This is a genomic window from Kitasatospora sp. NPDC058190, assembly GCF_042883685.1.
Lineage (GTDB): Bacteria > Actinomycetota > Actinomycetes > Streptomycetales > Streptomycetaceae > Kitasatospora.
In genome coordinates, this window is record NZ_JBHVVI010000001.1 from 175,170 (window position 1) to 189,216 (window position 14,047).

The window sequence follows — 14,047 nt, forward strand, 5'->3', positions numbered from 1 at the left end:
CATGGTTCGCTCGCTCCGCTCGCTCACGCGCCCACCTCGCTGCGCTCGGCGGCCGCTTCGCGGTACACGCACCTCTTCATGGTTCGCTCGCTCCGCTCGCTCACGCGCCCACCTCGCTCGGCTGGGGCTGGGCGGCGGCCAACTGCTCGTTCCAGTCGGGGCTGGGGACTTCGTCGGTGACGGCCACCACGCCGCCGGGCATCCAGCGGGAGGTGCCGAGGAGCTCGGTGTAGATGCCCCGGAAGCCGTCGATGTTCTGGCGGAGCGTGAACTGCTCGATGACCCGCAGCCGGGCCCCCTCGCCGAGCCGGGCGCGCCGTTCGGGGTCGCGCAGCAGCTCGATCGCGGCGGCCGCCATCGGTTCCGGCTCGCGCGGCGGGACGACCAGGCCGGTGTCGCCGACGGCCTCGCGCACGCCGCCGACGTCGGTCGAGACGGTCGCGCGGCCGCAGGACATCGCCTCGATCAGGGTGAACGGGAAGCCCTCGCTGATGCTGGAGAGCATCACCACGTTGCCCGCCGCGTACGCGTCGGTGATGTCGGCGACGCGGCCCTCGAAGGCCACCGAGTCGGCTATGCCGAGCTCGGCGGCCAGGGCTATGCAGCCGTCCCGGTACGCCTCGCCGCCCTTGGGAGTGCCCCCGAAGAGCCGCAGCCGCGCCTCGGGGATCTCACGGTGGACGATGGCGAAGGCCCGGATCAGCGTCTCCAGGTCCTTGATCGGGTCGACCCGGCCGGCCCAGCTGAGGGTCGGCGTCTCGGGCTCGGGCCCGGCCGGCGGGAAGGCGGCCGGGTCCACCCCGTTGTAGACGGTGCGGATGTGGGCGGACGGCGTGCCGCCGCGCTCCTCCCAGCGCCGGTTGTACCGGTTGCCGGGGGTGACCAGCGCGGCCTGCCGGTAGCTCTCCTCGGCGAGCATCCGGTAGAAGCCGAGCAGCAGCGCCTTGACCGGCCAGCGGTAGGGGCCGGTGCGGTAGCCGAGGTAGCGCTCGCGCAGGTAGATGCCGTGCTCGGTGAGCAGAAACGGTACGCCGTACTGCTGGGCGGCGATCAGCCCGGGCAGGGTGGCCAGGCCGCCGCTGGCCGCGTGGGCGACGCCGTCGGTGGGCGGGTCGACCGAGAGCGGCCGCAGGGCGTGCTCCAGCAGGTCGGTGGCGTTCAGCGCGTCGTGCAGGGTGGGTCGGGAGACGGCGGTGGGCAGGTAGTCGCGGGTCCACACGTGCTGGAGGGTGCGCAGGGCGCGCTCGCTGCGCAGCGCCGGGCTGAGCAGCCCGCGCCGGGCGAGGTCGGCGAAGCCGTACAGCTCGGTGCCGAAGTGGGTGGTGTAGACCGGGTCGAGGATGGAGTGCAGGAAGCGCTCGTACGCGTTGAGGAAGCGCCGCATCTCCTTGCCGCGCGGCGGACGGGCCTCCGCGGCAGGGCCCCACAGCGGCGCGGTGGTGACCGACCGTACGTTGGCCGGCAGTTCCCAGGCCAGTGCCTCCTGGCCGGTGCCGGTGACGGCGATGACGTCGAAGTCGACGTCCGGCATGCCTTGAACGAGCTGGTCGCACCAGACGCTCACGCCGCCGTGCTGGTGCGGATACGTCCCCTCGGTGAGCAGGGTGACGCGCATCTCCTGTCCCCCCTCCTGTTCTTGCGTCGGTTGTCCGGCCTGGGTGGCCGGAGCGGGAGCCGTGGCGGGGGGGGGGGCGGGGGCCCCCCCCCCCCCCCCGCCAGCGGGTGGTACGGGTTACCGGTTGCCGGGGCGCCCGGTGGTGCTGCCGTGCGAGGCCGTCCCCCCAGAGGCCTTGCCGGACTGGTTGTCCTGGCCGGTGCTGGTGCTCACGACTCCCTTGCCGGGCACCGGGGTTCCGCTGCCGGGGACGAGGGACTTCGCGGGCTTGCGGGTGGTGTCGCTCGGGCCCACCGGGACCGGGGTGGCGACACCCTGCGGCACGACCTTCTTGTCCGCCGGGGCCGGGGCCGGGACGGACTTGGCCGCGATGCTCGGCGCCACGGCGGCCGGGGCGGCCGGCGCGCTGCCGGAGGGGAGCTGCAGGGCGACGCTGCTCTGCAGGGCGCCCGGGGACACCCAGCCGGAGAGCGTACCGGCATAGGCCGAACCGAAGGCGGTCGAACCGATGGCCAGCTTCTGAGTAGTTCCGGTCGGCATGGTGGCCTGGACCTGAACACCGGCCGGCGCGCTGACGGTGACGCTGTTGCCGATCTTGTACGCGGTGACCTGGCCTGCGGCGACGGCGTTGTTCCAGGCCGCGCGCTTCTGGAACTCCTGGCCGATCTCGCGCTCACCGAGGTTCACGATCGGGGCGTTGTCGGCGTACAGCCCGCGGTAGGTGCCGAGGATCTTCTCCAGCACCGGGTACAGGATGCGGCCCTCGGACAGGTTCGACTGGTGCACGAAGTGCGGCCGCGGGTCGTTGCTCAGCACGTGGCCGAGGTCGATCCGGGCCTCCAGCGGCACGATGTACGACTGGTAGCCGGTGGTGGTGTCCAGCGGCGCGGGCAGGCAGGTGGAGTTGGCGTTGTTCTCGCAGACGCCGCTGCCGCCGTTGGCCTTGCTGGTGTAGATCCAGTTGTACTCGTCGGCCTCCTCCTGCGCCGAGCCGGCGTTGTAGAAGACGTTCATCGGGTACCGCGGCACGGTCAGCGTGGACGTGCCGACGGCCCGCTGGGCGGGCTCCCGGGAGGCGTCGCTGCCGGTGAACTTGATGCCGTTGGCGGCGAGCGCCGGCGCCAGGTTCGGGTTGTCGCTGGTCTCCTGCGGGGCGGTCAGCAGACCGGAGTGCTCGCCGGTGACGAGGACCTGCGGGTCGACGTTCAGGCCGTTCTTGGTGGCCCAGTCGAAGTTGTTCTTGATCTGGGTGTTGATGGTGTTCTGGTCGACCCAGACGGTGTTGCCCGAGGCGTCCTTGGTGCAGCGCCACGGCACCACGCTGACGTCCTGGACGCAGCCCAGGTACGGGTGGGTGTAGGTGTGGTTGACCCAGCGGTAGCTGTTCTGGTCGGCGATCATCTGGTTCGCCGTCGGGTCGACCGTGGTGTTGTTGTCGGCCTTCCAGTCCTCGCTGCCGCCGCCGTTGAACACCATGTCCAGCGTGAAGTTGTTGGCGGCCTCCCACTGCTTGAGGTAGTTGGCGTCGTCCGGGGTCATCCGGATCGGGTTGGTCGTGCCCGGGGTGCCCGGTGGGCAGGTCACGTCACCGGGGGTGCACTTCAGCGTGGTGGACCAGCGGTCGTCGGCCAGGAACACGTCGTCCACGTGGGTGGCGAAGTAGTTGCGGTCGTAGCCGAGGTGGACGCCCTGGGTGATCCAGTCGACCATGCCGCGGGCCAGCAGCCGGAACTGCTGCTGGTACTGGTTGTAGACGAAGGTGACGACCAGTTCCTTGCGGCCGTCGTGGGTGTACTCACCGACCAGCGAACCGCGGGTGGTCGAGTTGGGTATCTGCGCGTCGACCAGCGGGACGAAGGAGGCGCCGGACGGCAGATTGGCGAGCGGGGTCGCCAGGTAGCCGTAGCTCTCACTGACGTTCGGGTCGTTGTCCTCGAACGGCACGCTGCCCTTGAGGTACCCGAACGGGCCCGAAGTTCCGGCCGCGGTGGTGGCGGCCTGGAATCCGTCGAGAGTCCCGACGAAACCGGGATTCTGCGCGTAGTTCAGACCGACGGCCGGGCTGGCCCAGGTGTACGCGTCAATCTGCCGCACGTTGAAAGCGGCTTCGTAGGTCGCGATCGCCGTCATCTCGGCGGCGCTGTTGGGGAAGGGGTTTTCGTTGGGCAGCACGATGCCCTGGTACTTCCCCCGCGGCTGCCCGTTCAGCGTGTCGCTCAGGAAAGCCGCGTTGATGACGGGACGGTTGGGGTCATTGAGGCTGACGACCTTGTACGGCGTCCCCTGGCTCTTCAGCTCGGCGGTGATCGCCGCGACGGACGGACCCCCGTCGTCGATGACCAGGACGGTGAGGTCGATCCTGGGCGGCGTGGTGTCGCCGTGGGCCAGGGTGATCTGCAGGCCGCTGGCCAGCAGAACTGCCGCTGCGCAAGCGGCAACTCTTCGGGTCGCTCGACCCATGGTTGATCCTCCCCTTGGGGCCGGCGCAGCGCTGCTCTGCGCTCGCCCGCCCGTGTAGCTGTTCGAGGGCAGCAGGCTGCCCGGCGCCCATCCTGGTCGAGGGTCGACTGTGCGAGGGACCAATTGGGCGAGAGTGCAGCGAACCTGTTACCAACGTTCATGGCGAAGCCATGGAGGCGCTGATTGTGACCGTAACTGGACCGCCCGCGCAAATAATGAATTGAAAATGAAAAAACGGAAGCCGAGTGCTACAGCTGGTTACCGAGTGTGCGGCTCAGGTGGTTCCGCAGGAGACCTACACTGTCGTCGTTGCGCATGACACCCTTGCACATCTCGCCGGTCTGACGGACAGGTTCATGCAATATCGGGCACCGCTGTGCCATGTGACAGTCTGAATATGCAATGGAGGCGCGCGGGTGACCGATCGGCAGATCGAGTCCGAGCGAATCGGAGACGCACGGAATGCACTCCCGGAGCCGGACGCAGCGGTGCTGGTCGGGCGCAGTCTCGGCCTGCGCGGCGCGGTCAACGCCCGGGATCTGGGCGGTTATCGGACGACCGACGGGCGGTCGGTCCGCGGCGGAGTGGCCCTGCGCAGTGATGGCCTGAACCACGTCGTCGCCGAGGACCTCGGACCGCTGGACGCGCTGGGCCTGCGCCGGGTGGTGGACCTGCGCAGTGCCGAGGAGATTCGCGAGGCCGGCCCGGACCGTCTTCCGGGCAGCGTGACCCTGCACCATCTTCCGCTACTGGCAACGGACTTCGACATCCACCTGACGCTGCGCAGCGCCCTGTCCGACCGCAGCGCGCGCAAGCAGCGCGCCCTGCTCGGCGGCGGCCGGGCGGCCGCGATGATGACCGGCCTCTACCGCTGGTTCGTCACCGACGCGCAGGCCCGGGAGCGCTTCGCCGACCTGCTGCGGCTGCTGGCCGCGCCGGACGGGGTGCCGCTGCTGTTCCACTGCTCGGCCGGCAAGGACCGCACCGGCTGGGCCGCCGCGCTGGTGCTGACCGCCCTGGGCGTGGACCGCGAGACCGTACTCGCCGACTACCTGCTCACCAACGAGCGTTCCGCCCCGGTGGTGACGAGGGTGCTGGACGACTTCGGCAGCCGTGGCCTGATGCGCGAGCCCGAGCTCCTCCTGCCGGTCTTCCGGGCCGACCGCGCCTACCTGGACGCGGCCTTCACGGAGGTCGAGGCCGGCTGGAGCGGCTTCGACGCGTTCTGGCGGGAGGGGCTCGGGCTGGACGAGGACGTGCTGACCGGACTGCGGACCAACCTGCTGGACGGTGGCGGCGGTTGAGCCGGCGAGGGGTCAGCCCTCGCTGATCAGCCCCGCGCGGAGCTGGGTGAGTGTCCTGGTGAGCAACCGGGAGACGTGCATCTGGGAGATCCCGATCTCCTCGCCGATCTGCGACTGGGTGAGGTTGCCGAAGAAGCGCAGCATGATGATCCGGCGTTCGCGCGGCGGCAGCTTGGCCAGCAGGGGCTTGAGCGACTCCCGGTACTCCACGCCCTCCAGCGCGAGGTCCTCGTAGCCGAGCCGCTCGGCCAGCGGCCCCTCGCTGTCCTCCTCGCCGGGGCTGGAGTCCAGCGAGCTCGCGGTGTACGCGTTGCCCACCGCGAGGCCCTCGACCACGTCCTCCTCGCTGACGCCCAGGCAGGTGGCCAGCTCGGCGACGGTGGGAGAGCGGTCCAGCCGCTGCGACAGCTCGTCCCCGGCCTTGGTGAGCGCCAGCCGCAGCTCCTGGAGCCGCCGCGGCACCCGGACCGACCAGCTGGTGTCCCGGAAGAAGCGCTTGATCTCGCCGACCACGGTCGGCATCGCGAAGGTGGGGAACTCGACCCCGCGCTCCGGGTCGAAGCGGTCGATCGCCTTGATCAGGCCGATGGTGCCGACCTGGACGATGTCCTCCATCGGCTCGTTGCGGCTGCGGAAGCGTGCCGAGGCGTACCGGACCAGTGGCAGGTTGAGCTCGATCAGGGTGTCGCGGACGTAGGTGTGCTCCGCGCTGCCCGGTTCCAGGGCGGCCAGCCGCAGGAAAAGCGAGCGGGAGAGCGTCCGGGTGTCCAGCCCGGAGCCGGGCGGCGTCTCGGGCGGAGCTCCGGGGCCGGGCGGCTCGGCGACGGGCCTTTCGAGGGACGTGGCCCGCTGGTGCGGGATCCGCTCCTCGGCAACCACGGTGCCGTTGGCCTGACCAGCGTGGATCTCCGCAGTGCCCAGCTCTCCGGACATGCACCCACCCCCTTGTGACTGACAGTTGAACGGGGGCCGTCGCACGGAGGTTCCCGGCGAGGGCCCAACCCCCTGCATACCGGAACACGATCCACGGCAAACCCGAACGTCGCAAGATGTCACGCCGGGGTAACGCGCTGCAATCTCACTCTTCCCAGGAGTTGCCGGTGCGAAGCCTGGTCAGGATCCGCGAGAGCAGCCGGGAGACGTGCATCTGGGACATCCCCAGCTCGGTGCTGATCTGCGACTGGGTGAGGTTGGCGAAGAACCGCAGCATCACGATTCGCCGTTCCCGCTCGGGGAGTTGGACCAGCAGGTGGCGGACCATGTCGCGGTGCTCGACCTCGGCGAGCGCGGAGTCCTCGTAGCCGAGCCGGTCCAGCAGGGCGAGCCCGCCCTCGTGCTCCTGCGCGGCCTCCAGGGACGCCGCGTTGTAGGCCCGTCCGGCGTCCAGGCAGGCTCGGACGTCCTCCTCGGGGATCCGCAGGCTGGCGGCGATCTCGGGCACCTTGGGGGCCCGCCCGTTCAGCACCGTCAGTTCCTCCATGGCGCTGCTGACCTGGACCCACAGCTCCTGGAGCCGGCGCGGGACGTGCATGGTGCGGACGTTGTCCCGGAAGTAGCGCTTGATCTCGCCGAGGATGGTCGGCAGCGCGTAGGTGGGGAACTGGACGCCGCGCTCCGGGTCGAAGCGGTCGATCGCGTTGATCAGGCCGATGGTGCCGACCTGGACGACGTCCTCCATCGGCTCGCTGCGGCTGCGGAAGCGGGTGGCCGCGTAGCGGACCAGCGGGATGTTCACCTCGATCAGGGCGGCCCGGACCCGCTCCCGTTCGGGGGCGTCCGGCGGCAGCTCGGCGAGCCGCTCGAACAGCACCCGGGTCAGCGTCCGTACGTCCACGGCCGGCCGGCCGCCGGCGCCGCGCAGCCCGTCCGGGCGGAGCTCGCCGGCCGGGCTGATGATCGCAGCCAGCACCTCGTCCACGGACACGTCACCCCTCCCAAAGTCGACAACGGCGGGCCCTGCGGATCGGGTGTCGCGGCTGGTTCACCACCTCGCCATGTCCGGCAAAACCGGTCATAGCATCACAAGGTGGGCGCAGGTCGGGCAAGCACCCGATGGAGGTGTGTTGGTGGGGTGCCCGGTCTCCACCGGTCCCGTTGCCGAATCGCCGCAAGGGTCGTCCCTGGACGGAGCAGAACGCCCCGCCCGGGGGCCGGGCGGGGCGGCGCGGGCCGTCCGGGGGACGGCCCGGTGGGGATCAGACCTCGATGTCGGCGATCACCCAGGTGGCGAACTCGCGCCACTGGCCCGCCGCGGCCTGGTGGGCCGGGTGGGTCAGGTAGGCCTGCAGGGACTCGCGGTCCTCGACCAGGCTGTTGATCGCGTAGTCGTACGCGATGTCCCGTTCGGTGGTGTTCCAGCCGCATTCCCACTCGCGGAGCTCGGGGATCAGCGAACCGAGCTCGGCGAACGCCTTGGCGCCGGCGAGCACGCGCTCTTCGTCCTTGGTGACGCCTTCGTTGAGCTTGAACAGGACCAGGTGCCGGATCACGATTGCCGCTCCTCGCGGACGGGGGTAGAGGGTCCCGCCCACCGTAGCCGGTGCGCCCGGGTCGGTCGCGGGCCGTCCGGGTGTCGAGCCGACCGCTACTTGATCAGGCCGGTCATGAAGGTGCCGACGGCCTTGGCCGCGTTCGAGATGCCCTCGAAGCCGAGCTGGACGAGTTCGGCGGAGCGGGCGGGTGAGGTGATGATCGAGTAGAGCACGAAGATGAGCAGGAGGATCATGCCGATCTTCTTCGCCTGCGCCATCGTGACCTTCCTCCCTGCGGTGGGCCGCCGCCATTCGGGTGCCCGAGCGGCCCTGCAGGGCAGCTTATCCACCGGACGGGCTATCAAGTGTGCGACGCGTTCGTCCGACGGGACGAAGGTCCCCGCGACTGGGGCCTTTCTCCGGGTGCCCGGACGGGACCGGGGCGGCAGGATGGATGGCGTACCGGGGATCTGGCAGGAATCCCCCGGTGCGTGGATCCGGAGCTCCCCGCTGTGGGACCGGGCGCCGCGGCTTTCCCCCGACGCGGCACCGGTTGTGGGACTCCGCCGGGGGAGCGGTCAGTCCCCCCGAGCCGCTCCCCCCTCCAGGCTCCGTACGGGCCGGGCAACGGTGGTCATCGGCCCGGAGTGCGGAGCCGTTTCCGCGTCCGAGGGTGCGCGGAAACGCCGAGGGCCCGTCCGGATCGGACGGGCCCTCGGGCTTTCCAGCGGTAGCGGTGGGATTCGAACCCACGGTGGAGTTGCCCCCACACACGCTTTCGAGGCGTGCTCCTTTGGCCGCTCGGACACGCTACCGAGGGGAACTCTACCGGACGGGTGGCGCGGTCACGAAATCCGTTGTCGGGGGGACCGCGGCCGAGGGCTCAGCGGTGGGTGTCGAAGAAGGCGCGCAGCTGCGCGCCGCACTCCTCGGCGAGGACGCCCCAGATCACCTCGGGGCGGTGGTTGAGCCGGCGGTCGCGCATCACGTCGAAGAGCGAGCCGGCCGCGCCGGCCTTCTCGTCGAGGGCGCCGTAGACCACCCGGTCGATCCGGGACAGCACGATGGCGCCGGCGCACATCGTGCAGGGCTCCAGCGTGACGACCAGGGTGCAGCCGCTCAGCCGCCACTCCCCGATCTTCTCCGCCGCCTGCCGGATCGCGACCACCTCGGCGTGTGCGGTCGGGTCGCCGACCGCCTCGCGCTCGTTGTGGCCGCGCCCGAGCACCTCGCCGTCCGGGCCCAGGACGAGCGCCCCGACCGGGACGTCACCGGTGGCCGGCGCCAGGGCGGCCTCGGCGATGGCGAGGCGCATCGGCGCCGCCCAGCGGTCGCGGACCGGGTCGGGGCGGACGGGGGCGGGCAGCGGGGGGACGTACGGGACGGTCAGTGCGGTGGATGCGGGCTGCATGGCATCCAGTGTCGGGCATCCGCCCGCTACCGGACCGCCTCCAGGACCTCGCCGCAGCCCAGGGCCTCGGCGATCTCCTCCAGGGCGTCGCCGGGTACCGCGCCCTCGCCGCTGAGGGCGAGCAGCTCGTCGGCGGCGAGGCCGAACTCGGTGAGCAGGTGGGCGTCGCCGAGCGGGCCGACCGGGACGCCGCCGCGGGCGTCCGCGTCCTCGTCGTCCTGGTCCTCGGCCTCCTCGGCCTCGTCCAGCAGGTGGTCCAGGTCACCGAACTCGCTCTCGCCGGCCTGGTCGACCAGCTCGTCGGTGAGGACGGAGCCGTAGGAGCTGCGGGCGGCGGCGGCGCCGTCCGACACGAAGATCCGCGGGTCCTCCTCACCGTCCACCCGGACGATGGCGAACCAGGAGTCCTCCTGTTCGATGAAGATCAGGACGCTGTCGTCGTCCTGCGCGGAGTCGCGGGCCAGGTCGGCCAGATCGGCCAGGGTTTCGACGTCGTCGAGTTCCGTCTCGCTCACATCCCACCCGTCCTCGGTGCGAGCAAGCACTGCAGCGAAGTACGCCACCAGGGACACTCCCAAGATCATCGGTCTCGGCTGTCGGCGCGCTCGGGCAACGCGGAAATCTGGCCGCCCCCGCGCCAGAGGCGGTCCGCTTGTTCGGACCGTCCCATCGGAATCGTGACAGAAAGCCCGCCCTTGCGGGGGGTGTTCTGCAGCGCGTCTTTGCAGGTCGTGTCGGAAGGACCGGGTGGCGGACAGCGGAGCCGGGCCAGGAGTGTCCGAAGGCGGTCGAAATTTGGTCCGAACGTCCGTCGGAGTCGGGTCGGTCGAGTCGGCGGCCATCGCGGGCCCGGGTCGGACCCCGGTCGGACCCGGTTCCGATCCCCGTCGGCTCCCCGACGGAACCGCGTCGGAAGCGCGTCGGAACCGCTTCAGATCCGGAATGTTCGCATGCGCATCGCTTCGCGCATCCGCCGTTCCCTGGTCCGCCGGGGCTGGACCCGTTCCCTCAGCTCGCGGGCCTCGGCGAGCTCGCGCAGAAAGACGGCCCGCCGCTTGCGGCGTTCCGCCTCGGTCTCCGGGGGGTCGTGCGGCGGGCCGGCGCCAAGGGCCGCCCCGCCGACGGGCTCGTCCGCCGAGCCGTCCCCGGCATTCGGGTTGCTCGTCATAAGACGTGACATTCCCAGAACGGGCGGGTTGATACCACAGGGGACGGTTCCGTCCGGACATCCGCGATGTGTCACGGCGCGTCACGGCAGTGTCACCCCGGCAGGTGGGCGGCTGTGGCACGGCGTGTCGTACAGGCGTCCAGGACCGGGCTAACCTCGATACATGCGTCTCCACGTCGTCGACCACCCCCTGGTCGCCCACAAGCTCTCCACCCTGCGCGACGAGCGCACCGACTCGCCGACCTTCCGTCGCCTGACCGACGAGCTGGTGACCCTCCTCGCCTACGAGGCCACCCGGGACGTCCGCACCGACGAGGTGGAGATCACCACGCCCGTGGCGGTCACGCTCGGCACCCGCCTCAGCTACCCCCGTCCGCTGGTCGTGCCGATCCTGCGGGCCGGCCTCGGCATGCTGGACGGGATGACCCGCCTGCTGCCGACCGCCGAGGTGGGCTTCCTCGGCATGGTGCGCAACGAGGAGACCCTGGAGGCCTCCACGTACGCCACCCGGATGCCGGACGACCTCTCCGGCCGCCAGGTCTACGTGCTCGACCCGATGCTGGCCACCGGCGGCACCCTGGTCGCCGCGATCAAGATGCTGATCGAGCGCGGCGCCACCGACGTCACCGCCGTGGTGCTGCTGGCCGCACCGGAGGGCGTCGAGGTGATGCGCCGCGAGCTGGCCGACCTGCCGGTCACCGTGGTCACCGCGGCCCTGGACGAGCGGCTGAACGAGAACGGCTACATCGTCCCCGGCCTGGGCGACGCGGGCGACCGGCTGTACGGCACCGCGGGCTGAGTCCCCGCCTGCCTACGGCCTGGTACGACCGGCCCGCCGCGTACGGGCCCCCTTCAAGCACGACTCCGAACGACCGAGAGCCCCCGGCACTGCGTCTGCCGGGGGCTCCTGCGTGTCCGTCGGGCCTCAGCAGCTGCCGGTGGCGCTCGGGGCCGGGGTGGGCTTGGTGGCCAGGGCGAGGGCGGCGGCCGCCTGGGTCTCGTCCAGCAGGGCGTTGTAGCTGTCGCCGATCACGAAATCCACGCTGGCGTCGGTGCGGGCGTCGGCGGTGACGGTGGCCCCGGCGATCTGCGAGCCGACCAGGGTGCCGCCCCCGGCGCCGGCCGGGCCGGCGATCACCTGGGCGGTCCCGGGCACCTTCTTGTCCAGTTCGGCCGGCGCGTTGCCGACCTTGCCGATGGTGAAGCCGCGCTTCTTGAGCTCGTCGGCGGTCCGCCCGGCCAGGCCGGCCTTGGTGGTGGCGTTGTAGACGTTCACCGTGACGGCCGAGGCCTGCGGGATGACGTGCGGGTCGCCGCCGGGGGCGCCGGGTGTGCCGGGGCCGGAGGCCGCGGTGGCGCCCGGCGTCGGGGCGGCCAGCGGCTTGCCGGACGACGTCGCGCAGGCCTGTGCGGAGGCGTTCTTGGCCTTGCCGATGAAGATGTCGTAGAGCTGCACGCCGCCGAGCGCGATCAGGGCCAGCGCCAGCAGGCCGGCGAGCGCGGCGATCACCTTGCGGCTCTTCTTCGGGGGCCGGCCCAGCCGCGGGTAGGCGTTGCCGGTGATGCGGTACTGCTTCCCCTTGAGGCCTTGGGGAGTCAACATGCTCACGGTTTGTCTCCCCCTCGTGCCAGGGCGGGGTCGGGATGACGGGTGGGCCGGGTAGGGGCGCCCCCCACGTGCGGGCGGATCCCCTGGTCGCGGCCGTAGTCAGCAGAGTAGTGCCGTACGGCTGAGAAGGTACTAAACGATCATCATGTGGAGTACGCCGGTACCCGAAAGGAGGTACCCGGGTACGCGCGGACCGCCCTCCGCCGGATGGCGAGGAGCGGTCCGTGAAGCCTGCGTGGATGCCCCGGGGCCGCTGGCCCGGGGTGGAGTCCTGGGGTCGGTGCCCTGAGGTGGGGCGCCGTCAGTCCATTTCGAGGACGCGGGCGTGGAGCACCTGGCGCTGCTGCAGCGCGGCCCGTACGGCCCGGTGCAGCCCGTCCTCCAGGTAGAGGTCGCCGTGCCACTTCACCACGTGGGCGAAGAGGTCCCCGTAGAAGGTCGAGTCCTCGGCCAGTAGGGTTTCCAGGTCGAGTTGGCCCTTGGTGGTCACCAGCTGGTCGAGCCGCACCGGACGTGGGGCGACGTCAGCCCACTGGCGGGTGCTCGTCCGGCCGTGATCCGGGTACGGCCGCCCGTTGCCGATGCGCTTGAAGATCACACGGAAAGCCTACCGTTTGGGCGGCGGATGGCGCAGCAGCCGCGACGTCGCCACGCGCGCGGGTGTGAACTGCGGATGGACGAATGTGGCTGTTTGATGGGAAATGTCGCGAACATCGGCCCCGGTTCCGATCGGGTTCCGGCCCTGAATGCGCAGCGTTCCGATCCCGTGTCCCGATCCCGCGTCCGAATGGCGGTGAGCCTCAGCCGGCGAGCGCGGCGCCGATCCGGTCGAGCGAGGACAGCCGCATCAGGCCGTAGTGGTAGAACTCGACCTCGGGGACGCCGAGTCCACGCAGGGTGGCGATCTTGGCGGCGAGGTTCTCCGGGCCGTCGCAGTCCGAGGCCATCGGGCGCAGGATCACCGCCATCCGCTGCGGGCGGACGCCGTGCAGGGCGAAGGCGGCGAGCTTCTCCCGGACGGCCTCCGGGGTCCTGGCGTAGCCGAGGGTCTCGATCTGGTCGGTGGCCCCGGCGAGGGCGGGCAGGTCGATGCCGGACAGCCAGCCCTTGCCGGGGCCGCCGCCGTCCATGAAGCTCAGCCGCATGCCGTGCCGGCGGGCCTGCTCGGTGAGGTCGGCGGCGAGCGCGGTGACGGTGGCGGCGGAGGCGTCCACGTAGGCGGCGAAGGCGCCGTCGGCGAGGGCGCTCAGATCGGCGGGCTCGGCGGCGGCCTCCTGGTCGGCCAGCCGGTGGCGCAGTTCGGTCCGTACCGCCTCGGCGACCTGCTCGGCGGGGACACCGGCACGGATGGCGGCGGCGCGGCAGTGCGGGCAGAAGCAGACGCCGAGCAGGGCCTCGGCGGTCGGGCCCAGGTTCTCGAAGTAGCGCTCGTGGTGGTAGCCGTGGCGCAGGCCGTGGAAGTGCAGGGACTCGGCGCGGATCGCGTCCACGCCGTAGCGGGCGAGTTCGTCGACCAGGGCCAGCGCGTACTCGCGGACCTCCGGGTTCGCCGGGCAGAGCTCGGTGAGGTGGCGGTCGCCGAAGGCGTTGGCCGGGGCGCAGTCGGGGTGGGCGAAGCCGAGCCGGTCGTTGTGGCAGAACACCGTCCAGGCGTGCAGTTTCAGGCCGCGCCGCCCGGCCTCGGCGGCGGCCTCGGCGAAGGGGTCGCGGTCGCCGATCGCGGTGGACGGGACGGGCGCCAGGCGTCGGCCCTGCCAGCGGGCCGGGTCGGGGCGGAAGTAGGCCGCGCCCGGCTCCAGGTAGCGGATCACCCGCCGGGGGTTGTGCGGGAAGACGTCGCGGGCCTCGTGGTAGACCGAGGCCAGGGTGACGCCGCCGACTCCGGCGCGGTCGGTGAGGTTGCCGAAGAAGGTGTCGGCGCCCTCGTCGAGCAGGTCGGTGGCGAAGGCGAGGACGGACGACTCCACGGTGCGGCTCCGGAGCTGGGGGCAGGTGCGTCGTTCACGCTA

At 71.3% G+C, this 14,047-nt stretch carries 14 protein-coding genes and 1 tRNA gene; 2 read left to right on the forward strand and 13 right to left on the reverse strand.

Going from position 1 to position 14,047, the window contains the following annotated elements; translation table 11 throughout:
- Positions 1–100: 100 nt before the first annotated feature.
- Together pelF and ACFVWU_RS00785 are read right to left on the reverse strand one after the other, a co-directional pair.
- The gene (gene pelF / locus ACFVWU_RS00780) at positions 101–1,615 is read right to left on the reverse strand and encodes a GT4 family glycosyltransferase PelF (protein WP_387613593.1); all 1,515 of its coding nucleotides are present in this window, start codon (positions 1,613–1,615) and stop codon (positions 101–103) included.
- A gap of 117 nt (positions 1,616–1,732) precedes the next feature.
- Positions 1,733–4,075, reverse strand: coding sequence for a hypothetical protein (locus ACFVWU_RS00785; RefSeq protein WP_387613595.1), 2,343 nt, complete (start codon positions 4,073–4,075; stop codon positions 1,733–1,735).
- 416 nt (positions 4,076–4,491) lie between these two features.
- On the opposite strand from ACFVWU_RS00785, the gene ACFVWU_RS00790 reads away from it, so the two are divergent.
- Positions 4,492–5,379 (forward strand): tyrosine-protein phosphatase, encoded by an 888-nt coding sequence (locus tag ACFVWU_RS00790; RefSeq protein ID WP_387613598.1) that lies wholly within the window; start codon positions 4,492–4,494, stop codon positions 5,377–5,379.
- Between the two features lie 12 nt (positions 5,380–5,391).
- On the opposite strand, the gene ACFVWU_RS00795 is transcribed toward ACFVWU_RS00790, so the two are convergent.
- From ACFVWU_RS00795 to ACFVWU_RS00830, 8 genes are all read right to left on the reverse strand, one after another.
- Complete coding sequence (locus ACFVWU_RS00795) at positions 5,392–6,312, reverse strand: RNA polymerase sigma factor SigF (protein ID WP_387613600.1); 921 nt, start codon at positions 6,310–6,312, stop codon at positions 5,392–5,394.
- Positions 6,313–6,457: 145 nt separating this feature from the next.
- Positions 6,458–7,297 carry a SigB/SigF/SigG family RNA polymerase sigma factor gene (locus ACFVWU_RS00800; RefSeq protein WP_380612981.1) on the reverse strand — a complete coding sequence of 280 codons (840 nt, stop codon included), beginning with the start codon at positions 7,295–7,297 and terminating at the stop codon, positions 6,458–6,460.
- A gap of 277 nt (positions 7,298–7,574) precedes the next feature.
- Positions 7,575–7,868 carry a Dabb family protein gene (locus tag ACFVWU_RS00805; RefSeq protein ID WP_380612966.1) on the reverse strand — a complete coding sequence of 98 codons (294 nt, stop codon included), beginning with the start codon at positions 7,866–7,868 and terminating at the stop codon, positions 7,575–7,577.
- Between the two features lie 95 nt (positions 7,869–7,963).
- Positions 7,964–8,128, reverse strand: coding sequence for a hypothetical protein (locus tag ACFVWU_RS00810; protein ID WP_387613602.1), 165 nt, complete (start codon positions 8,126–8,128; stop codon positions 7,964–7,966).
- Positions 8,129–8,578: 450 nt separating this feature from the next.
- Positions 8,579–8,665 (reverse strand) — tRNA-Ser (locus ACFVWU_RS00815).
- A gap of 68 nt (positions 8,666–8,733) precedes the next feature.
- The gene (gene tadA, locus ACFVWU_RS00820) at positions 8,734–9,261 is read right to left on the reverse strand and encodes a tRNA adenosine(34) deaminase TadA (protein ID WP_387613605.1); all 528 of its coding nucleotides are present in this window, start codon (positions 9,259–9,261) and stop codon (positions 8,734–8,736) included.
- Positions 9,262–9,287: 26 nt separating this feature from the next.
- On the reverse strand, positions 9,288–9,845 hold the full coding sequence (locus ACFVWU_RS00825) for a tRNA adenosine deaminase-associated protein (RefSeq protein ID WP_387613607.1): 558 nt from the start codon (positions 9,843–9,845) through the stop codon (positions 9,288–9,290).
- A 347-nt stretch (positions 9,846–10,192) separates the two neighbouring features.
- The gene (locus ACFVWU_RS00830; protein ID WP_387613610.1) at positions 10,193–10,429 is read right to left on the reverse strand and encodes a hypothetical protein; all 237 of its coding nucleotides are present in this window, start codon (positions 10,427–10,429) and stop codon (positions 10,193–10,195) included.
- A 163-nt stretch (positions 10,430–10,592) separates the two neighbouring features.
- On the opposite strand from ACFVWU_RS00830, the gene upp reads away from it, so the two are divergent.
- The gene (upp, locus tag ACFVWU_RS00835; protein WP_350506235.1) at positions 10,593–11,228 is read left to right on the forward strand and encodes a uracil phosphoribosyltransferase; all 636 of its coding nucleotides are present in this window, start codon (positions 10,593–10,595) and stop codon (positions 11,226–11,228) included.
- Positions 11,229–11,354: 126 nt separating this feature from the next.
- Here upp and ACFVWU_RS00840 read toward each other — a convergent pair whose 3' ends face one another.
- The 3 genes from ACFVWU_RS00840 to ACFVWU_RS00850 form a co-directional block, all read right to left on the reverse strand.
- Positions 11,355–12,032, reverse strand: coding sequence for a LytR C-terminal domain-containing protein (locus ACFVWU_RS00840; protein ID WP_387613696.1), 678 nt, complete (start codon positions 12,030–12,032; stop codon positions 11,355–11,357).
- Between the two features lie 307 nt (positions 12,033–12,339).
- Positions 12,340–12,636 carry a type II toxin-antitoxin system VapB family antitoxin gene (locus ACFVWU_RS00845; protein WP_030273186.1) on the reverse strand — a complete coding sequence of 99 codons (297 nt, stop codon included), beginning with the start codon at positions 12,634–12,636 and terminating at the stop codon, positions 12,340–12,342.
- A 202-nt stretch (positions 12,637–12,838) separates the two neighbouring features.
- Entirely contained in the window at positions 12,839–14,005 is a 1,167-nt protein-coding gene (locus tag ACFVWU_RS00850) for a hypothetical protein (protein WP_387613615.1), read from the reverse strand.
- Between the last annotated feature and the right edge of the window lie 42 nt (positions 14,006–14,047).